Here is a 17,667-nt window from a genome sequence, read left to right as displayed (position 1 = left end):
GAACGGCCGGGGTTGAACGGCCCCATGCAGACCCCCTTGCACGGCCGGGGCTGATAGCGGTCAGCCCCGCGCCCGCAGCCGCGAGTGGCCGGGCAGCGGCACCGCGCGCTGCAGCACGCCTTCGGCCAGCCACACCGCGCTGTCCCACGCACGCCGCGCCACGAAGGGCAGCGGCAGCTGCTGGTAGTCGTCGTTGAAGACCTCGAAGCTGTAATCGCCCTGGTAGCCCATGCCGTCGAGCGTGCGCACCAGTTCGGCCAGCGCCTGGCTGTGCACGCCCTCGCCGGGGAACACCCGAAAGTGCCGGGCGGTGTCGATGCGCTCCTGCACCGTGCGCGTCTCCTGCCACATGAAGTCCGACAGCTGCACCAGGTAGATCTTCTCCGGGTCCACGTCGCTCAATGCCGACAGCGGCGTGCTGGTGGCGAACTGGTGGTACGAGTCGATGGCCAGGCCCAGGTTGGGACAGTCGGCCTGCTCGACCGCGGCCCAGGCCTGGTGCACCTCGTTGATGTGCCGGCCCCACGACAGGCCCTCGAACGCGATGCGGATGCCGTGCGGCAGCGCCAGCATCGCGAGCTTGCGCAGGTCGCGTGCAATCGCGTCGGCGTCGGCCGTGGCGTGCGACGAGGTGGAGCTGCAGGCCAGCAGCACGGGCGCACCCAGGTCGCGCGCCATCAGGATCATCTGCTTGGCGATGTCCACCTTGTAGCTGTGCAGGTGGCCCGACAGGCCCTCGAAGTCGCGCAGCACCTGAAAGCCCGTGACGCGCAGCCCACTGCTGCGCACCGCGTGCACGGCGGCCTCGATGCCCTCGGGGTGGCCCACGATGTCGCGGGCGGCCAGCATGATCTGGCCGAAGCCTGCGGCCTGGATGGCGGCGAGCTTGGCCTCCAGCGGGCCGGCCAGGCTGATGGTGTCCATGCCGAAATCGGCGACGTTGCGTTGCATGGTGGATGTGCGCATGGCGGCTCGGCTCCGGTGCGGGGTCAGCGCTGGTCCAGCACCAGCTCGAAGCTGGGGGCACCGGCTTCGGCCCGCGTGAGGGCGCCGCGTGACTCGGTGTGCACGCCGGTGGGCGACTCCACGAAGTCCACACCGCGTGCGCGCAGCGCATTCACCGTGGCCAGCACGTCGGGCGTGCCGAAGGCCACGCGCTGCAGCAGCTCCTCGGGGTCGGCGTCCAGCGCATCCACCAGCGGCTCGATGAGCTGCCAGTGCAGCGTGCCGCAGGGGCTCGCCAGGATGCGGCCGTGCGTGAGCACGCCAAACGACGTGTCGGGCGACAGCTCGGCAAAGCCGAACAGCTCGCCGTAGAAATGCGCCCAGTCTTGCGCGCGGCCCAGGCCTATGTACTGCACCACGCCGAACAGGTGCAGGCCCTGCATCGCAGGCGACAGTGCCGTCGGTGAGGGCTGCACTGTGGGGATGGACACGAAGTCCACGTCATAGATGGAAAAATCCTTCCAGCGGTCCACGAAGTAGATGCGGCTGGCGCCCACGCCATGGATGGCAGGGATGTTGAGCTCCATCACCTCGACCTCGGTGTGCACGGCCCACGCGCCCAGCGCCAGCACACGGCGGTAGGCCGCGGCGGCATTGCCCACGCGGAACGCCACGGCGGTGAGCACCGGGTGCTCGGTCAGCGCTGCGGGTGCGTGCACGCCGGTGCGCTCCTCGTCCTGGTGCGCGTTCACGATGATGTTCATATCCCCCTGGCGGTACAGCAGCACCTCGCGCGAGCGGTGGCGCGCCACGGGCTGAAAGCCCATGCGTTCGAGGGCCTGGCCCAGCGCCTGCGGGCGGCTGGTGGCGTATTCGATGAACTCGACGCCCTGCAGGCCCAGGGGGTTGGGCATGTCGCCCAGCGCTTCGCGGGCGGCCATCATCGGGGTGCTCATGGGTTCAACTCCTTGTGTTGTGCCGCGCGCGCAGGGGCGTCAGCGGGCGGTGACGAGGCGGCGGAAATGCGCGTCCATGCGCGCAGCGTCGGGGGCTTCGCCGGTGAACAGCTCGAACGCGCCCACGGCCTGGCCCACGGCCATGCCGCCGCCGTCGGACACGCGGCAGCCCAGGGCCCGTGCGGCCTGCACCAGCGCGGTGTCGAGCGGGAAGTACACCACCTCGGACACCCACATCGCGGGGCGCAGCAGGCCCACGTCCAGCGGCAGGCCGGGCAGCTTGTCCATGCCCGTGGGCGTGGCGTGGATGAGCCCGCTGGCACTGGCCATGGCGGTGGGCAGGTCCGCAGCCTGGGCGCGTGCGCCATACAGGGCGTTCACATCGGCGGCCAGCTGCGCCGCACGTTCGGGCTGGGCATCGACGATGCTCAGGCGCTGCGCGCCCAGGCGCAGCACGGCGTGGGCAATGGCAGCGCCTGCGCCGCCCGCGCCCAGCAGCACCACGTGCGACAGGTCGGCCTGGGGCAGTGCGCGGGTGAACCCCCACGCCCAGCCCGAGCCATCGGTGTTGTGCCCCACCAATTGGCCATCGCGGATCACGACTGTATTGACCGCGCCCATGGCCTGGGCCTCTTCGGAGAGGCTGTCCAGGTACGGGATCACGGCCTGCTTGCAGGGGTAGGTGACGTTGCAGCCCGCGTAGCCCATGATGCGCGCGGCGGACAGCAGCGTGGGCAGCTGTGCGGCCGACGAGGCCGAGCGGTCCAGGTCGATGAGCTGGTAGTGCAGGCGCATGCCGTGGTGCCGCGCTTCTTCTTCATGCAGCGCGGGGGACAGCGACTTCTGGATGCCGGCACCGATCAGTCCGATCAGTACCTTGCGGGGGCTCAGGGGCGGCATGGCAGTCTTTGCGGGAGCGGTCGGGGGATCGGAGAGCAGGGTGCTCATGGGGATAGGCTTGGGTGCGCTGCGCCAGCGCGCAGCGCACGGGGTGGAGGTAGCGTGTTACTTGGTACCGCGCAGCTTGGCCAGCGTCGCATAGACCTCTTTCACGGTTTCGGCGCCCACCTTTTCGCTGTGCTTCTCGACCACGGGCTTGACCTTGGCGCGCAGCTTGTCGAGCTCTGCAGCGGGGAACTCGGTGACCTGCATGCCGGCCTTCTTGAGGTCTTCCAGCGCCACGTTGGCCTGCACGCGCGAGACGCCGCGCTGGAACGTGGTGGCCTCGGCCATGGCTTCGGTCACGGCCTTCTGGTCCGCGGGGCTCAGGCTGTCCCAGAACTTCTTGCTCACGATGACGGCCTGCGGGTTGTACATGTGGCGCGTGATGGTCAGGTACTTCTGCACCTCGGCGAACTTGGACGACAGGATGGTGGAGACCGGGTTCTCCTGGCCGTCCACTGCCTTTTGCTCCATGGCGGTGTAGAGCTCGGGGAAGGGCATGGGCACGGCGTTGGCGCCCAGCGCGTTGAACATGTCGATGTAGATCGGCGACTGGATCACGCGGATCTTCAGGCCCGCGATGTCCTCGGCCTTGGTGATGGGGCGCTTGCTGTTGGTCACGTTGCGAAAGCCCAGCTCCCAGTAGCCCAGGCCCACCAGGTTCTTGGCCTGCAGCTTGTCGAGCAGCTTCTTGCCGAAGGGACCATCGGTCACGGCATCGGCTTCTTGCGGCGAGGCAAACAGGAACGGGAAGTCATAGATGCCGAACTCCTTGGCCTGGGCCGACAGGATGCCGGCGTTGAGCACCGTCATCTCCACCGTGCCGCCCTGCAGGGCCGAGACGGTCTGCAGGTCGCCGCCCAGCGTGCCGCCGGGGAACAGCTTCACCGCGATGCGGTTGTTGGTCTTGGCCGCGACGAGGTCGGCGAACTTCTGTGCGCCCTGCGCCTGCGGGTGGTCCTTCTGGTTCTGGAACGCGAACTTGATGGTGCGCTCCTGCGCGTGTGCGGCGGGCAGCAGCGATGCGGCGACGAGGGCGGTGGCCAGCAGGGTCTTCAAGAGTTTCATGGATGTCTCCTTGGGTTTTTGGGCGGTGCAGAAACGACGACGGAAAAGGGTTGCGCGGTGTGCGTGGAATGCTCGGATTGGCGGGCGTATCAGCCGCCCAGCCAGCGCATGGGCACGGTGACGAGCGAGGGGAACAGCACCATGAGGAACATCACGATGAACTGCGCCAGCATGAACGGCATGACGCCGCGCGTGACCTGGCCCATCGAGATGCGGCCCACGCCGGCCACCACGTTGAGCACGGTGCCCACGGGCGGCGTGATGAGGCCGATGGAGTTGTTGATGATGAACAGCACGCCGAAGTACACGGGGTCGATGCCTGCGGCCTTGACCACCGGCATGAGCACGGGCGTCATGATGAGGATGGTGGGCGTCATGTCCATGGCCGTGCCGACCACCATCACGAGCACCATGATGGCGATCAGCAGCAGCGTGGGGTTGCCCATGAAGGGCTCCAGCATGCCGATGACCTTGGCAGGCAGGTCTGCCACGGTGATGAGCCAGGCCGACACCATGGCCGCAGCCACCAGGAACATGATCACGGCGCTGGTGCGGGCCGCCGTCTTGAAGATGACGATGAGCTGGCGCCAGGAGAGTTCGCGGTACACCACCATCGAGACGACGAGCGCGTACATCGCGGCCACCACGGCGGCCTCGGTGGGGGTGAACACGCCCATGCGCAGGCCCACCAGGATGATGATCGGCAGGCCCAGCGCCCAGCCAGCCTCGCGCAGGGCGACCTTCAGTTCAGCCCGCGTGGCGCGCGGCGGCGGGGTGACGTGTTCGCGTCGGCCCACCCACCACCAGGTGAAGGCCAGCGACAGTGCCAGCAACAGGCCCGGGAAGATGCCCGCGAGGAACAGCTTGCTGATGGACACGTTGGCGGCCACGCCGAAGATCACGAAGCCGATGGACGGCGGGATGATGGGGCCGATGACGCCGGCCGAGGCGATGAGGCCCGCAGAGCGCTCCTTGCTGTGGCCTGCGACCACCATCATCGGCAGCAGCAGCGAGGTCAGCGCCGCCGCGTCGGCCACGGCCGAGCCCGAGACGGCCGACAAAATCACGGCGGCCATGATGACCACGTAGCCCAGGCCGCCCGGGATGTGGCCGACCAGGGCCAGCGCGAGCTTGACGATGCGGCGCGACAGGCCGCCCACGTTCATGATCTCGCCGGCCAGCATGAAGAAGGGCACGGCCAGCAGCGGGAAGCTGTCGGCACCGTTGATCACGTTCTGCGCCAGGATCTGGGCATCGAACAGGTCCAGGTGCCACATCAGCGCCACGCCGCTGAGCAGCAGCGCGTAGGCAATGGGGATGCCGATGGCCATGGCCACCAGCAGAGAGCCGAGGAAGATTGCGACGGTCATGGAAAGAGTGCTCCGGGCGGTTTGTTCTCAGGGCGTGAACACGTATTCAGGGCTTGCCCGAGCCCGGCGCGCTGCGGCCGTCCAGGCTCTGCGCCATGGCAGCGGCATCGGCTTGCTGTACGTCGCGCTGGATCTGCTCGAGCGCGGCGGCTTCTTCGCTTTCCTGCACCATGACCAGTTCGCGGTCGGTCAGCGGCAGGAACAGCGTGCGCAGCAGGTCGCGCAGCAGGATGGCAATCGCCGAGGCGCCCATGAGCACGCCGCTGGCGTAGAAGATGCCCACCGACGCGCCGGTGACCGGGGCCTCGGTCTCCCAGTTGATGACCGTCTGCGCCCAGCTGCCCGTGAGCAGCAGCCACGACACGTAGATCATGGCCACCTGGGCCAGCACGAGGCAGATCTTCTTGCCCAGGCGCGGCAGCCGGGCCACCATCGCGTCCACGCCCAGGTGGCCGTGTTCGCGCAGCGCCACCACGGCGCCCATGAAGGTCAGCCACACGAAGAGCCAGCGCGACAGCTCCTCGGACACGGTGATGCCCGAGTTGAAGGTGTAGCGCAGCACCACGTTGCCGAAGACGAGCACCACCATGATGGCCAGGCACAGGCCCGCGAGGGCGTCCAGGGCGCGGGTGTAGCCCCGCAGCACGCGGTCAGCCAGTGCAAACATGGTGTCTCCGTTCTTGTCGTTGATGCCGGTAAATAATTTTGTACGAACTGGTTAGTATTTGATCTAGGTGCAAACCCTGGACCGGGGAGTGCCATAAAGAATGACGAACGGGAACGGCAACGGGAACGGGAACGGGAACGGGAACGGGAACGGGAACGGAGGGCGGGGGCAGCCTGAGCGAGCCGCACGGCCGGCGCAACCGCCGCAGCGCCATCGCCATCGCCAGCGCACCCGCGCAAGGGCCGCCCCGCTGCGCCGGGTGCGTCCCCCTCGGGGGGATGGCGCGCAGCGCCTCAGGGGGGCTTACTTCAAGAAGCGGACGATCATCTCGATGATCGATGCACGGCGTGCTGCCGTGGCGTCGGCGGAGTCCAGCGAGCGCTTGAAGATGGCGCCGAAGGTGTGCTGGTTGGCCACATTGAAGAAGCACAGCGCCGAGATGGACATGTGCAGGTCCACCGGGTCCACGTCGGGGCGGAACACGCCGCTGGCCACGCCGCGCTGGTAGACGTCGCGCACCGCGTGGATCACCGGGATGTTGAGCTCCTGGATGGTGGTGGAGCGGCTGATGAACTCGCCCCGGTGCATGTTCTCGTTCATCACCAGGCGGATGAAGTCGGGGTTGGCCAGCTGGTAGTCGACGGTGAAGCCCACCAGCGTGCGCAGGGCTTCTTCGGGCGCGAGGTCTTCTAGGTGCAGCTCCGACTCGATGCGCCGGATGCGGCGGTACGCGTCTTCCAGCACCGCCACGTACATGCCTTCCTTGCTACCGAAGTAGTAGTAGATCATGCGCTTGCTGGTGTTCGTGAGCGCCGCGATCTCGTCGATGCGGGCCCCCGCCAGGCCTTTGTCCGCGAACTCCGCCGTGGCCACTTGCAGGATGTTGGCCATGGTGCGGTCCGGGTCGTTGATCCGCACCCGGTCGGCGCCCGGCGTGGCGGCGGCGGCGCGGGCTGCGCGTTGCCGTGCGGCACGGGGGGTGGTGGCCTTGGCGGCCTTGACGGCCGTGGCCGGCTTGCCAGGCTTGTTCGGTTTTTGAACCATCTCGTTCATAAGCTTCGTAGCATACGGCACGCCCTGGATGTCTCCAGGGCGGCACGGCCACGGCGCCAAGGCACGGCTGTGGCCTGCCAATGCACGCGCAGGCTCAGGATGGCTTGGTGTCAGCGAAGCTCGGGCGCAGCATGAGCTTGTCGAGCAGCTTGGCCAGGTTGGGGTACTCGGCGCGCCAGGCGATTTCGGGAAAGCGGAACTCCAGCCAGCCCAGGGCGCAGCCCACGGCGATGTCCGACAGGCTCAGGTGGATGCCGCTGCAAAACGGCTTGTCGCCCAGGCCCTGGCTCATGGACTTCAAGCTGTCGTTCACCTTGCGCAGCTGGCGGTCGATCCAGGGCTGGCTGCGCTCGCTGTCCTTGCGGTGGGCCCAGGTGGCTTCCAGGCGCGCCAGGATGGCGGCGTCCACGAGGCCATCGGCCAGGGCTTCCCAGGTCTTGACCTCGGCGCGCTCGCGGCCCTGGCTGGGGATGAGCTTGCCCACGGGCGAGAGGGTGTCGAGGTACTCCACGATCACGCGGGAGTCGAAGACGGCTTCTCCGCCTTCCATGACCAGGCAGGGCACCTTGCCCAGCGGGTTGGAGGTGGCAATGGTGGTGTCGTCCGCCCAGACGTTCTCTTGCACGAACTGGTAGTCGAGCTTTTTTTCCGCCATCACGACGCGCACCTTGCGGACGTAAGGGCTGGCAGTGGCTCCGATCAATTTCATGGTGTGGCTTCCAGTGCGCGGTAGTCTGAACAATCGACTTTGATTCTATCGGCTGCGCCTTGGCACCACCGCCGGGCGGGCCGCAGGTGTGGCAAAGCCGTGACACTGGCCCAACACCTACAATTGCGCGCCATGAGCCTGTCCACCATTACCGCCCTGTCGCCGCTTGACGGCCGTTACGCCAGCAAACTTGCCGCCCTGCGCCCGATCATGAGCGAGCACGGCTACATGCACCGCCGTGTTCAGGTCGAGGTGGCCTGGTTCATCGCCCTGTCCGACGCGGGCTTTGCCGAGTTCAAGCCCCTGACCACCGGCGCACGCGCCTATCTGCTGGGCCTGATCAAGAATTTCTCCGAAGCCGACGCTGCGGCCATCAAGGAGATCGAAAAAACCACCAACCACGACGTGAAGGCCGTGGAGTACTGGATCAAGAGCAAGTTCGAAGCGCGCCCAGAACTGGAGAAAGCCTCCGAGTTCGTGCACTTCGCCTGCACCAGCGAAGACATCAACAACACCAGCCACGCGCTGCAGCTGCGCTCGGGCCGCGACCAGGTCGTGCTGCCGGGCCTGGACCGCATCGTGCTCAAGCTGCGCGAGATGTCGCACGCCTACGCCGACGTGCCCATGCTCAGCCGCACCCACGGCCAGACGGCCAGCCCCACCACGGTGGGCAAGGAGATGGCCAACGTGGTCATGCGCCTGCAGGCCGCCAGCGAGCGCATCGCCAGCGTCAAGATCATGGGCAAGATGAACGGCGCCGTGGGCAACTACAACGCTCACCTGTCCGCCTGGCCCGACTTCGACTGGGAAGCCTTCAGCAAGAAGGTCATCGAGACCCCCGAGCCGCTGGGCCTGGGCCTGACCTTCCAGCCGTACTCCATCCAGATCGAGCCGCACGACTACATGGCCGAGCTGTTCGACGCCGTGGCGCGCGCCAACACCATCCTGATCGACCTGTCGCGCGACATCTGGGGCTATGTGAGCCTGGGCTACTTCAAGCAGCGCCTGAAGGCCGGCGAGATCGGCTCGAGCACCATGCCGCACAAGGTCAACCCCATCGACTTCGAGAACGCCGAAGGCAACCTGGGCCTGGCCAACGCGCTGCTGCGCCACCTGTCGGAAAAGCTGCCGATCAGCCGCTGGCAGCGCGACCTGACCGACAGCACGGTGCTGCGCAACATGGGCGTGGCGCTGGGCTATGCGGCGCTGGCGTACGCCTCGCTGCTGGCGGGCCTGAACAAGCTCGAGTTGAACGAAGAAAACCTGGCCGACGACCTCGACGCGGCCTGGGAAGTGCTGGCCGAGCCCATCCAGACGGTGATGCGCCGCTTTGGCGTGCAGGGCGCGTATGAAAAGCTCAAGGAAGTCACGCGCGGCAAGACGGTGACGGCCGAGGCCCTGCACGGCCTGATCCGTTCGCTGGAGATTCCCGAGGCGGAGAAGGAACGCCTGCTGGCCATGACGCCGGGCAGCTACACAGGCAAGGCGGCGGAGCTGGCCCGCAGAGTGTAGTGACGGGTTGTATGCGGCAGAGCAGTTCCAGCGAGCGCACGACTTTATGACTATGCCTTTTGTGGGGGGGCGTTGGTCTAAAGAATCAGTTTTTACGCTTCTTGTCATTCTTGCTATTTCGGGCGTCGGGTCAGCTTTGTACGGCCCGTATCTTCAGAATCCGTTCGTCTTTGACGACGGTAACCTGTTCTTTTCGTCGAGACTCACAACTGCGGCCATAGAGCCTTGGGAGCTAGTTACACGCTCGTTGCCGTATTTCACCCTCGGTTGGGTGCAAACGCAATATGGAAGAATGGAGGCGCATCGGCTGATCAGCTTGGTGTTGCATATTCTGGTCGCTTGGCAGCTCTATCGGCTGATCAAGCAGATGCTTATTCTGGATATGAATCGAGCGGTGCCTATCGTCGCCGCCCGTCACCAAGCCTGCGCGGTTGCAGCAGGACTGGCCGTTATATTCATTGTGCACCCGGTGGCTGTGTACGCCGCCGGTTATCTGATTCAGCGCACCACGGTCATGGCCACGCTGTTCTCATTGGTCAGTTTGCGCTACTTGCTTACTGCACTGCAAGAGGGCAGTTTAGTGATGGCTATGCGGTCGGCATTGATGTCATCCCTGGCAATGCTTTGCAAAGAACATTCTGTGACTGTTCCATTTGCAGCGTTGTCTCTTGTTCTGCTCTTGGACCGGATAGATCGGCGAACAGTGTATATCTGTGCCGCATTTGTATGTGCAAATTTACCTGCAGTGGCACTGGTGCTCAGCGTTGGGATAGGATTCGTTGGTCAGCCCTATGAGCCTAAACTGAGCGACTTGCAAGGGGAAATCTACGGAATACCCGTATTCAAAGGAAGATGGGATCGTTGGCTATTTTCTGCATATACGCAGGCGCAACTTTATTTCCAATATTGGGTGCAGTGGCTAGTGCCCTCCACCACTCGAATGTCGGTGGACTTGAGGGTCGATTTTCTCGAGCCTTGGACTCCCCTGCGCGCTTGGCTGCAACTTGCGGTGTTTGCGGCGATTCCTTCTGGGGCTATTGCGCTCTCCCTTTTGACTGGGAAGTACCGCTTGTTTACGTTTGGTCTCGCATTCAGCGCGTTGCTGTTCATGGTTGAGTTCAGCCTTGTGCGTTTCCAAGAACCTTATGTGCTTTACCGTAGCTACATCTGGGCCATCGGATATGCAGCCACAATTGCCGCACTGGCCCGGCACCTCGCGCGGCGCTGGATATTTGCAGTGGCAGTGGTTGCAATACCTCTGCTATTTGTGCAATCTCAAGATAGGCTTGAAAGTTTTTCTTCGCGTGCTGCACTTTGGGAAGACGCTGCGGCAAAGCTACCGACGAATGCAGTTGCAGGAGCGAGTCGCATCTTTTTCAACCGCGGCAACGAGCGGTTTCAAACCGGTGATGTCGAAGGAGCGCTGTCGGACATCGGCAAGGCGATTGAGCTGAGTCCAAAAAACTCCAGCTTCTACATTGCACGCGCTTCAACCTTGACCAGGGCAGGTCGTGCCGGCGATGCAATTCATGATCTGGATTCTGCTGAACGCCTCAGCCCCGACGAAGCACCCCGAATCTGGTTTGAGCGATTTCGCGCGCTTCATGCCCTGAATCACCCTGAAGCAGAACAAGCACTGCAAAATGCTGCGCGTTTGGGGAGTTTCCCCGCACGATACTTCATTGAGAAGCGTCGGAGCAACGGGGCTGATGTGAAAGTATTTATTGAAGGAACCCGCTGAGAATGGCCATCAAATCAACAATATTCAAAGCGAATCTTCAACTTGCCGACATCGACCACGGCTACTACGCCGACCACGCGCTCACCCTGGCCCGCCACCCCAGCGAAACCGACGAGCGCATGATGATCCGTCTGGTGGCCCTGGCCATCCAGGCCCACCAGCTCAACGACCTGTGCAAGGGCGACGGCACGCTGACCTTTGGCGCGGGGCTGTCCGACCCGGACGATCCCGATGCGTCGCTGACCGACTTCACCGGCCGCAAGCGCGTGTGGATCGAAGTGGGCCAGCCGGAGGACAAGCCGCTGACCAAGGCCTGCAGCAAGTCGGACGCGGTGATCGTCTACTGCTTTCACCATGCGGCCGAGGTGTGGTGGCGGGGCATCGAGACCAAGCTCTCCCGCCTGGACAAGCTGCAGGTCTGGCGCATCCCCAGCGAGGCATCCCAGGCGCTGGCCCAGTTGGCCGAGCGCAGCATGCAGCTGCAGGCCACGGTGCAGGAGGGCGCGATCACCCTGAGCAGCAACCAGGGCAGCGTGCACGTGGAGCCCGTGCGCTGGAAGTGATGCCGGATTCCAGGATTCAGCGTTCAGCAATAGGGAAAAAGGCAGCTACCGCATGATAGGTGGGCGCTAGCAGCTATTAATTTGATAGTGATTGCATCGCATCGCATTCAGCTGCGCTGAATTGCTTCGCTCTGGCGGTGCCGGTCATTCGCGCGGCATGAGCGCGCCGCATTGCCAGCACTGCTCGAAACCGCCCTCCACCATCTCGCCGCAGCGGCAGTCCCAGCGGCGCTGGGGCAGGTCCTCCAGTGCCTGGAGCAGACTGCGGGCAGGGGTGGCGTGTTCGTCGTACTCCAGCCAGATCTCGGGCAGGCACTGGTCGGGCGGCAGGTGGCCCGCTGCCGCCCCCAGGTACTGGCGCTGTACCGACGCCGCCATGCCCGCCTCGCACAGCAGGTCTGCCCAGAGCGTGGCAATCGCGATGTTCGGGGCTTGGGTCAGGCGCAGCATGGGCCCACCATAGCGGTTTGCTCCCGTGGCGTACAGCCCTGCGGCCTCTTCCGTTGCCCCTGCCGCTCCTGTTCCCCTGCGTGTTGCACGTTCAGCGGGTCGTGCAGGACTGACAGCCAGGGTGACAGCAGCCGACCGCCAGCCTTCTTCAGGAGGCGGCCTCGGCAGCAGCAGCGGACCGGGTTGACGCGCCTTCGGCCGCACGCTCCGCGTACCGGTTGAAGCGCCAGGCCGAGTGCTCCAGCGTGATGCGCCGCCACACTACGCGCTTTTGCGCCGGCGTGAATGCGGGCCAGAACTGCACTTCGTCAAACGTGCGCCCGCAACCTTTGCACAGGTCATCGCCCTGGCTGGTGGAGCAGATGGCAATGCACGGCGTATCGGGCGTGGTGTCGTACCAGGCCTGCCATGCGGCATGGGCCTCGGTGGTCACGGCCGCTTCGTCGACCTCGTCCTCGCGCCGGAACACCATGAGCGCGTACAGCTCGCCCAGGGCGCAGATCTCCGGCGCCAGGCTCACGCCATCGGGCGACGGGCAGCGCCTGCGCCAATGGTTGATCGCAGCTTCGATGTCGGTGATGTGGAGAACGGCCATGGAGAAAGATCAGAAGGGGCTGGATCATAGCTGCCCGCCCCCGGGCCTCCTGCCAGCGGTGTTATTTGCCTGCCGCGGGCGCACTGGCAGAGATTCCGGGGTACCGCTGTACGCATTAACCACAACGAGCCGCCCTTGCGCGCAAGCGCTGGCGATGTTCCAATCGCAGCTTCGAAGGGGAGTAGCTCCCGACTTGCCACCCGGCACGGCCAGACACCTGGTCCTGGGGGTGGCGAGGCATCGGAACCGTCGTCAGTACGAAGCGCGCACCGCGCTTCCGGCGGTCCGGGCCAGGCGCACTCACCATGCTCCGGGCTGAGCAAGACCTTTGATGGGCCCTGCACAGGGCTGATCAAGGCCGTCCTTCGCATATCCATGCCCTTCTCGGGCGCGCCCTTGATCCTCTCATCGCAGGCCCTCTATCCCTTGGACGGACTCGGCGCTACAGTGGCACCGGGATCCTCCTTTCGCGCGCATTGATACAGAGGAATTTATGGACTTTTTGGCTTCGCCCGAATTCTGGATCGCCCTGGGGCAGATCATCATCATCGACATCCTGCTCGGGGGCGACAACGCGGTGGTCATTGCGCTGGCCTGCCGCAAGCTGCCGCCCGCCCAGCGCACCAAGGGCATCATCTGGGGCACCGCCGGTGCCATCATCCTGCGCGTGATCCTGATCGCCTTCGCGATGACACTGCTGGCGCTGCCGTTCCTCAAGTTCGTGGGCGCGCTGCTGCTGGTCTGGATCGGCATCAAGCTGCTGGCCCCCGATGAAGACGGCCACGGCGACGTGCAGGGCAGCGACAAGCTGCTGGCCGCCATCAAGACCATCATCGTGGCCGACCTGGTCATGAGCGTCGACAACGTCATCGCCATCGCCGGCGCCGCCCAGAATGCGGGCGAACACTCGTTCCTGCTCGTGGTGCTGGGCCTGCTCATCTCCATCCCGATCATCGTCTGGGGCAGCCAGCTGGTCATCAAGCTCATGGAGCGCTTCCCCCTGATCATCACGGCCGGCGGCATGCTGCTGGGCTGGATCGCCGGCGGCATGCTGGTCACCGACCCCGTGTTCGCCAACCCCGACAAGTGGCAGTGGATGGTCAAGCTGCCGCAGACGGACCTGATCCGCTATGGTGCGAGCGTGGCAGGTGCACTGCTCGTCCTGGCAGCCGGCAAGTTCGTCCTGTCGCGCCGCGCAGCCGCCGCGCCTGCCGAGCAGCAAGGCTGATCGCCAGGCGCTATCGGGCGCTCTTTGGAATCGACCCGGGGCCTGGGGGCATGTCGCACTCCGGGCCTTTGGCTCTCAACAGGAGATGGTATGGACAGAGTCATCGTGTATGTGGACGACGCGGCATACGCCGAACAGGTGCTGGCGCCGTTGTTTGCCCGGGATGCCACGAAGCATACCCAGTGGGTGCTGGTCGCCTGCGCTCCCCGCATGACCCACCGCATCAGCAAATGGGTGAGCCACAGCGCGCGCGAGAACTGGCGCGCCAAGTGGGCCGACAAATTGTTCTCGCAGATCCTGCCCGCGCTGCGGGCGCCCGCGAGCAGCGTGACCACCGTGGTGGCCAAGGGCCCGCTGGTGGAGCTGACCGAGCAGCTGCAGGCAGCCCAGCCGTCCGCGGCCCAGGTGGTGGACGCCCGCCGGCCCAAGTCCGACACCCCCGAAGCGCAGGCCGCCGCAGGCCGCCGCTGGTCGTCGCCGCGGCCGGGCACGCTGCTGGGCAGCCTGCTCACCGGCTTTGGCGCCCTGTGGGTGCTGGCACTGGAGTAAAAAGAGCGCTGGACAGCCCGCTTCATGGCGCGGGTTGGCATGCTGAAAGGGCCCTCACGGGCCCTTTTTCGTTGTGGCTGGCCGGTGCTATTCTTTGGCCATGAAACTTCTTCTCAAATGGCTGCTGAGCGCAGCGTCGCTGCTGTTCGTGGCCTACATCTACAGCGGGGTTGAGGTGAAAAGCTTCACGTCGGCCTTGATCGCGGCTTTCGTCATCGGGCTGTTCAACGTGGTCCTGCGGCCCGTGCTGGTGGTGCTGACCCTGCCGGTCACCGTCGTCACGCTGGGGCTCTTCCTGTTCGTCATCAACGCGCTGATGTTCTGGGCCGCCGCGGCCGTGCTGGACGGCTTCCACGTGCAGGGCTTTGCAGCCGCCCTCATCGGGTCTCTGATCTACACCGTCCTGGGTGTTCTGATCGAGTCAGCGCTCGGCGGCCTGTTCTCGAAGAAGTAGCTCCACCGCGCGCAGCCGCGTGTCGACGATGGACGCTTCGATGTGGTCCACCTGCGGCCCGCCGCGCCGTGCCAGATCCTGCCCGGCCTTGAACCGGTCCACTGCCGCCGCATAGTCATAGCGGGCGGCGTGGGCCTCGGCTTCGGCACGCACGGCGCGCAGCGGCTGGCCCTGGGCCTGCCAGCTCGACGCCAGCAACTGCCACACCGTCGCATCCCGGGGGTGCGTCGCCACCCAGGTCTGCAGCGCGCCCGTGCCCTCGGCAGCGCGCCCGAGCCGCAGCAGGGCCTGGGTGCGCAGGGCCAGGTCCGGGCGGCGTGGCGCGCCTTGCTCGGCGGGCAGCGCATTCAAAGCCGCGGTGGCGTCGCCCGCGGCCAGTTCGATTTCAGCGCTCAGCAAGCGGGCCAGCCGATGGGCAGCGGGGTCGTTGCGGGCCAGTTCGTCCAGCTTCCTGGCCGCCGAGCGCGCACCCTGCGCATCCCGCAGTTGGTTGCTGCCGAGGGCTGCCGCATACAGCACGGCAGCGCGGCGGTTGGCCGGCAGCGAGGCAAATCCCGTGCCCTGAGGCTCGGCCACCCACTGGCGCAGCGTGTCGACCCCGGGGTTGGACAGCACCCGCGCACGCGCTGCCACCATCGCGTGCTCCATCGTGCCCGCCGGCGCCGCTGTGGGCGCAGCCGCCGCGCCGGGCGGCATGCGCGAGTGCATGTCTGCCATGCGCTCGCTGGTCAGCGGATGGCTGCGCAGATAGGGCCAGGAACCGTTGTCGTTCAAGCGGTTGGCCTGCTGGAGCTTCTCGAACATGCTCACGAAACCCTGGGGCGCAAACCCGGCCGGCGCCATCAGTCCGTAGCCGATCCGGTCCGCCTCGCGCTCCATGTCGCGCGAGAAATTCAGCTGGTTCTGCATGGCCAGCGCCTGCCCGCCGACCACCAGGGCCTGCGTCGCGCCCGGGTTCTTGCTGGCCGCCAGCGCGCCCAGGATCATCGCCCCCAGGAGCAGGGGCGTCTGCTTGCTTTGCTGAGTGATCAGGCGGGAGATATGGCGCTGCGTGACATGGCTGAGCTCATGGGCCAGCACCGAAGCCAGCTCGTCGCGCGTGGTGACCACCCCGATGAGGCCCAGGTGCACCCCCAGGTAGCCGCCGGGCAGCGCAAACGCATTCACCGTCCGGTCACGCCCGAGCAGAATCTCCCACGCAAAGCGCTCGTCCAGCTCGGGGGAGAGCTCGCCACGGGCTTTGGCAGCTGCCACCAGCGGCTGCCAGATGCCCTGGACATAGTCGCCCACCACGGGGTCGTCGATGTAGTCGGGGTCGCGGTAAAGCTCGCGGATAATGCGGTCACCCAGCCGGCGCTCGGCGCTGGTGGTGAGGTCGCTGCTTTCTCCCAGAATTGGGAGCCTGCTTTGTGCCGAAACGCACGGCGAATATACTGCGACAGTGCACACTATCACTAATACAAAGGTCGCAAGTGATTGCGTCACAAAACGGAGACTTTGCGGCACCATGAGAGTTAACTCAGAAAGAGTCCAGAGGGAGAAATCCCAAAGGTTTGGCGGTGGAAGCGTCCAGCAATATAGTCCAAGCGTTGTTGCGTCCCACAAGTGGTAGGTAACGTAATTGGGATGCGGGCAGGCCTGTCTTTTTGATACTTTTGTCAATTAGCGCAACTTGTTTTATAAACCGCACGCGCAAATCTTCGACCGGCTTGGCTTCTTTGAGTATGTCCACGATGCTATCGTCAAAAGATTGCCACAGATCGCTGCGAGCCGAAAGCGGGATGCCTTCAATAGCGGCCATAGTTAAGTCAAACTGTTCAGTCGCGTCCCTGAAGGGCCTTAGTGATATCGTAGTAGGCCCAGTGATTGGAAGCCTTCTCAACGACACCGGCGCTTTGGTAAGCAGTGTGTCATCTATGTCGATGGCGTGGACAACAGTCATGCGACTGTACTCGAACACAAGATGAACCGGGCGGGCGACGAAAACCGCCCACATGCCGTAGCTCAATGCTGCTATCTGGAGTAATCCCACCACAGTGAAGTCCAGGACCAGTTCCCGTCTAGGTTTAGCTCTGTTGAAAACGATCAATGTAATCAAAGGCCCGATAGCAACGTCTACGCAAGCCATAAGCAAAAACAGTGTACGTCCTCCGGAAACCTCCCAATAAGGATATGGATACCATAGTCCGAAGACGAGCAGGGCAGCAAACCCTACGATGCAGATACTGATGCTGAGATGAATGCCGCTTGCGAGCAAGCGTTCTTTCAAATTCCACATGGTCGTATGATATCCTCGCCGATAAATTTTCAATGCACAAGTGCAATAATTTGTATATTTAACTCATGTCCGAACTTACTCACTTCGATGCACAAGGCCAAGCCCACATGGTCGATGTCGCGACCAAGCCCTTAACACGCCGAGTCGCTGTGGCCAGCGGTCGCATTGAAATGCTGCCAGAGACGCTGGCTTTGATTGAGGCCGGAGTGGCCAACAAGGGCGATGTGCTGGGCATCGCGCGCATTGCTGGTATACAGGCTGCCAAAAGAACCAGCGAACTGATTCCTCTATGCCATCCACTTTTCTTGACCCGCGTGGCACTTGAGTTTAAAGCCGCATCCCCTATTTGCCCGGGCACTGTAGGTGTCACTTGTTTGGCGACGGTAGAAACCGTCGCGCAGACAGGGGTTGAGATGGAGGCTCTTATGGCTGTGCAAATCGCGTTGCTGACCATTTACGACATGTGCAAGGCTGTAGACAGAGGTATGTTGATCTGTGGGGTGAAGGTGATGGAGAAGCACGGTGGAAAGTCTGGAAGCTTTGTCGCCGGATGAGGGGCAGGTTGAGAAAAATAATGAGGCAAGCTC

At 64.5% G+C, this 17,667-nt stretch carries 19 protein-coding genes; 7 read left to right on the top strand and 12 right to left on the bottom strand.

The genetic code is table 11. The features are described from left to right. Nucleotides 1–60: 60 nt before the first annotated feature. The 8 genes from ACSQ3D_RS19305 to ACSQ3D_RS19270 all read right to left on the bottom strand — a co-directional run bounded on the left by ACSQ3D_RS19305 (nucleotide 61) and on the right by ACSQ3D_RS19270 (nucleotide 7,710). Nucleotides 61–966 carry a sugar phosphate isomerase/epimerase family protein gene (locus ACSQ3D_RS19305; protein ID WP_436127959.1) on the bottom strand — a complete coding sequence of 302 codons (906 nt, stop codon included), beginning with the start codon at nucleotides 964–966 and terminating at the stop codon, nucleotides 61–63. Between the two features lie 23 nt (nucleotides 967–989). Next, the gene (locus tag ACSQ3D_RS19300; RefSeq protein ID WP_436127958.1) at nucleotides 990–1,901 is read right to left on the bottom strand and encodes a 4-hydroxyphenylpyruvate dioxygenase; all 912 of its coding nucleotides are present in this window, start codon (nucleotides 1,899–1,901) and stop codon (nucleotides 990–992) included. A 39-nt stretch (nucleotides 1,902–1,940) separates the two neighbouring features. Continuing rightward, nucleotides 1,941–2,849 carry a shikimate dehydrogenase gene (locus ACSQ3D_RS19295; protein ID WP_056411161.1) on the bottom strand — a complete coding sequence of 303 codons (909 nt, stop codon included), beginning with the start codon at nucleotides 2,847–2,849 and terminating at the stop codon, nucleotides 1,941–1,943. Between the two features lie 57 nt (nucleotides 2,850–2,906). Then, nucleotides 2,907–3,911: a TRAP transporter substrate-binding protein gene (locus tag ACSQ3D_RS19290; RefSeq protein ID WP_056171242.1), complete on the bottom strand. Its 1,005-nt coding sequence runs from the start codon at nucleotides 3,909–3,911 to the stop codon at nucleotides 2,907–2,909. 89 nt (nucleotides 3,912–4,000) lie between these two features. After that, nucleotides 4,001–5,281, bottom strand: a complete 1,281-nt coding sequence (locus ACSQ3D_RS19285) for a TRAP transporter large permease (protein ID WP_056411165.1) — start codon at nucleotides 5,279–5,281, stop codon at nucleotides 4,001–4,003. Nucleotides 5,282–5,327: 46 nt separating this feature from the next. Then, the gene (locus ACSQ3D_RS19280; protein ID WP_436127957.1) at nucleotides 5,328–5,948 is read right to left on the bottom strand and encodes a TRAP transporter small permease; all 621 of its coding nucleotides are present in this window, start codon (nucleotides 5,946–5,948) and stop codon (nucleotides 5,328–5,330) included. 303 nt (nucleotides 5,949–6,251) lie between these two features. Beyond that, nucleotides 6,252–7,001 carry a TetR/AcrR family transcriptional regulator gene (locus ACSQ3D_RS19275; RefSeq protein WP_436127956.1) on the bottom strand — a complete coding sequence of 250 codons (750 nt, stop codon included), beginning with the start codon at nucleotides 6,999–7,001 and terminating at the stop codon, nucleotides 6,252–6,254. A gap of 94 nt (nucleotides 7,002–7,095) precedes the next feature. After that, the gene (locus ACSQ3D_RS19270) at nucleotides 7,096–7,710 is read right to left on the bottom strand and encodes a glutathione S-transferase N-terminal domain-containing protein (RefSeq protein ID WP_056171236.1); all 615 of its coding nucleotides are present in this window, start codon (nucleotides 7,708–7,710) and stop codon (nucleotides 7,096–7,098) included. A gap of 132 nt (nucleotides 7,711–7,842) precedes the next feature. On the opposite strand from ACSQ3D_RS19270, the gene purB reads away from it, so the two are divergent. Genes purB through ACSQ3D_RS19255 form a run of 3 tightly spaced genes read left to right on the top strand, consistent with a single transcriptional unit; the run spans nucleotide 7,843 to nucleotide 11,526 of the window. Then, nucleotides 7,843–9,222: an adenylosuccinate lyase gene (gene purB / locus ACSQ3D_RS19265; protein WP_056411172.1), complete on the top strand. Its 1,380-nt coding sequence runs from the start codon at nucleotides 7,843–7,845 to the stop codon at nucleotides 9,220–9,222. Between the two features lie 46 nt (nucleotides 9,223–9,268). After that, nucleotides 9,269–10,963: a tetratricopeptide repeat protein gene (locus ACSQ3D_RS19260; protein WP_436127955.1), complete on the top strand. Its 1,695-nt coding sequence runs from the start codon at nucleotides 9,269–9,271 to the stop codon at nucleotides 10,961–10,963. A gap of 2 nt (nucleotides 10,964–10,965) precedes the next feature. Next, nucleotides 10,966–11,526, top strand: a complete 561-nt coding sequence (locus ACSQ3D_RS19255; protein WP_396507038.1) for a YaeQ family protein — start codon at nucleotides 10,966–10,968, stop codon at nucleotides 11,524–11,526. A 144-nt stretch (nucleotides 11,527–11,670) separates the two neighbouring features. Here ACSQ3D_RS19255 and ACSQ3D_RS19250 read toward each other — a convergent pair whose 3' ends face one another. Both ACSQ3D_RS19250 and ACSQ3D_RS19245 read right to left on the bottom strand, forming a co-directional pair. Then, on the bottom strand, nucleotides 11,671–11,976 hold the full coding sequence (locus tag ACSQ3D_RS19250) for a DUF2007 domain-containing protein (protein WP_396507040.1): 306 nt from the start codon (nucleotides 11,974–11,976) through the stop codon (nucleotides 11,671–11,673). Between the two features lie 148 nt (nucleotides 11,977–12,124). Further along, nucleotides 12,125–12,571, bottom strand: a complete 447-nt coding sequence (locus tag ACSQ3D_RS19245) for a DUF3717 domain-containing protein (protein WP_436127954.1) — start codon at nucleotides 12,569–12,571, stop codon at nucleotides 12,125–12,127. A 493-nt stretch (nucleotides 12,572–13,064) separates the two neighbouring features. Here ACSQ3D_RS19245 and ACSQ3D_RS19240 point away from each other — a divergent pair, with 493 nt between their 5' ends. The 3 genes from ACSQ3D_RS19240 to ACSQ3D_RS19230 all read left to right on the top strand — a co-directional run bounded on the left by ACSQ3D_RS19240 (nucleotide 13,065) and on the right by ACSQ3D_RS19230 (nucleotide 14,802). Next, nucleotides 13,065–13,799: a TerC family protein gene (locus ACSQ3D_RS19240; RefSeq protein WP_056411178.1), complete on the top strand. Its 735-nt coding sequence runs from the start codon at nucleotides 13,065–13,067 to the stop codon at nucleotides 13,797–13,799. 90 nt (nucleotides 13,800–13,889) lie between these two features. Then, complete coding sequence (locus ACSQ3D_RS19235) at nucleotides 13,890–14,348, top strand: hypothetical protein (RefSeq protein WP_056411179.1); 459 nt, start codon at nucleotides 13,890–13,892, stop codon at nucleotides 14,346–14,348. Nucleotides 14,349–14,448: 100 nt separating this feature from the next. Next, the gene (locus ACSQ3D_RS19230; protein ID WP_056411181.1) at nucleotides 14,449–14,802 is read left to right on the top strand and encodes a phage holin family protein; all 354 of its coding nucleotides are present in this window, start codon (nucleotides 14,449–14,451) and stop codon (nucleotides 14,800–14,802) included. On the opposite strand, the gene ACSQ3D_RS19225 is transcribed toward ACSQ3D_RS19230, so the two are convergent. Together ACSQ3D_RS19225 and tfpZ are read right to left on the bottom strand one after the other, a co-directional pair. Then, nucleotides 14,770–16,311 (bottom strand): M48 family metalloprotease, encoded by a 1,542-nt coding sequence (locus ACSQ3D_RS19225; protein WP_436127953.1) that lies wholly within the window; start codon nucleotides 16,309–16,311, stop codon nucleotides 14,770–14,772. The two genes, ACSQ3D_RS19230 and ACSQ3D_RS19225, sit on opposite strands and share 33 nt — an antisense overlap. A gap of 10 nt (nucleotides 16,312–16,321) precedes the next feature. Beyond that, on the bottom strand, nucleotides 16,322–17,080 hold the full coding sequence (gene tfpZ, locus ACSQ3D_RS19220) for a TfpX/TfpZ family type IV pilin accessory protein (RefSeq protein ID WP_436127952.1): 759 nt from the start codon (nucleotides 17,078–17,080) through the stop codon (nucleotides 16,322–16,324). Nucleotides 17,081–17,145: 65 nt separating this feature from the next. Between tfpZ and moaC the strand changes: the two genes are divergently transcribed. After that, nucleotides 17,146–17,634, top strand: a complete 489-nt coding sequence (gene moaC / locus ACSQ3D_RS19215) for a cyclic pyranopterin monophosphate synthase MoaC (RefSeq protein ID WP_436127951.1) — start codon at nucleotides 17,146–17,148, stop codon at nucleotides 17,632–17,634. Nucleotides 17,635–17,667: the final 33 nt, after the last annotated feature.

It is taken from the genome of Acidovorax sp. LjRoot117, assembly GCF_964252695.1.
In the GTDB taxonomy this organism is placed as follows: Bacteria; Pseudomonadota; Gammaproteobacteria; order Burkholderiales; family Burkholderiaceae_C; genus Acidovorax.
The sequence above is the reverse complement of the archived record's forward strand: the minus strand, read 5'-3'. Positions and strand labels throughout refer to the sequence as shown.

Bases quoted from the DNA above. Each gene is read 5' to 3' on its own strand.
- ACSQ3D_RS19270 (WP_056171236.1), bottom strand. From the start codon at position 7,710: ATGAAATTGATCGGAGCCACTGCCAGCCCTTACGTCCGCAAGGTGCGC.
- ACSQ3D_RS19300 (WP_436127958.1), bottom strand. From the start codon at position 1,901: ATGAGCACCCCGATGATGGCCGCCCGCGAAGCGCTGGGCGACATGCCC.
- ACSQ3D_RS19285 (WP_056411165.1), bottom strand. From the start codon at position 5,281: ATGACCGTCGCAATCTTCCTCGGCTCTCTGCTGGTGGCCATGGCCATC.
- ACSQ3D_RS19230 (WP_056411181.1), top strand. From the start codon at position 14,449: ATGAAACTTCTTCTCAAATGGCTGCTGAGCGCAGCGTCGCTGCTGTTC.
- ACSQ3D_RS19260 (WP_436127955.1), top strand. From the start codon at position 9,269: ATGACTATGCCTTTTGTGGGGGGGCGTTGGTCTAAAGAATCAGTTTTT.
- ACSQ3D_RS19245 (WP_436127954.1), bottom strand. From the start codon at position 12,571: ATGGCCGTTCTCCACATCACCGACATCGAAGCTGCGATCAACCATTGG.
- moaC (WP_436127951.1), top strand. From the start codon at position 17,146: ATGTCCGAACTTACTCACTTCGATGCACAAGGCCAAGCCCACATGGTC.
- tfpZ (WP_436127952.1), bottom strand. From the start codon at position 17,080: ATGTGGAATTTGAAAGAACGCTTGCTCGCAAGCGGCATTCATCTCAGC.
- ACSQ3D_RS19225 (WP_436127953.1), bottom strand. From the start codon at position 16,311: ATGGTGCCGCAAAGTCTCCGTTTTGTGACGCAATCACTTGCGACCTTT.
- ACSQ3D_RS19295 (WP_056411161.1), bottom strand. From the start codon at position 2,849: ATGAGCACCCTGCTCTCCGATCCCCCGACCGCTCCCGCAAAGACTGCC.
- ACSQ3D_RS19305 (WP_436127959.1), bottom strand. From the start codon at position 966: ATGCGCACATCCACCATGCAACGCAACGTCGCCGATTTCGGCATGGAC.
- purB (WP_056411172.1), top strand. From the start codon at position 7,843: ATGAGCCTGTCCACCATTACCGCCCTGTCGCCGCTTGACGGCCGTTAC.
- ACSQ3D_RS19280 (WP_436127957.1), bottom strand. From the start codon at position 5,948: ATGTTTGCACTGGCTGACCGCGTGCTGCGGGGCTACACCCGCGCCCTG.
- ACSQ3D_RS19235 (WP_056411179.1), top strand. From the start codon at position 13,890: ATGGACAGAGTCATCGTGTATGTGGACGACGCGGCATACGCCGAACAG.
- ACSQ3D_RS19250 (WP_396507040.1), bottom strand. From the start codon at position 11,976: ATGCTGCGCCTGACCCAAGCCCCGAACATCGCGATTGCCACGCTCTGG.
- ACSQ3D_RS19275 (WP_436127956.1), bottom strand. From the start codon at position 7,001: ATGAACGAGATGGTTCAAAAACCGAACAAGCCTGGCAAGCCGGCCACG.
- ACSQ3D_RS19255 (WP_396507038.1), top strand. From the start codon at position 10,966: ATGGCCATCAAATCAACAATATTCAAAGCGAATCTTCAACTTGCCGAC.
- ACSQ3D_RS19240 (WP_056411178.1), top strand. From the start codon at position 13,065: ATGGACTTTTTGGCTTCGCCCGAATTCTGGATCGCCCTGGGGCAGATC.
- ACSQ3D_RS19290 (WP_056171242.1), bottom strand. From the start codon at position 3,911: ATGAAACTCTTGAAGACCCTGCTGGCCACCGCCCTCGTCGCCGCATCG.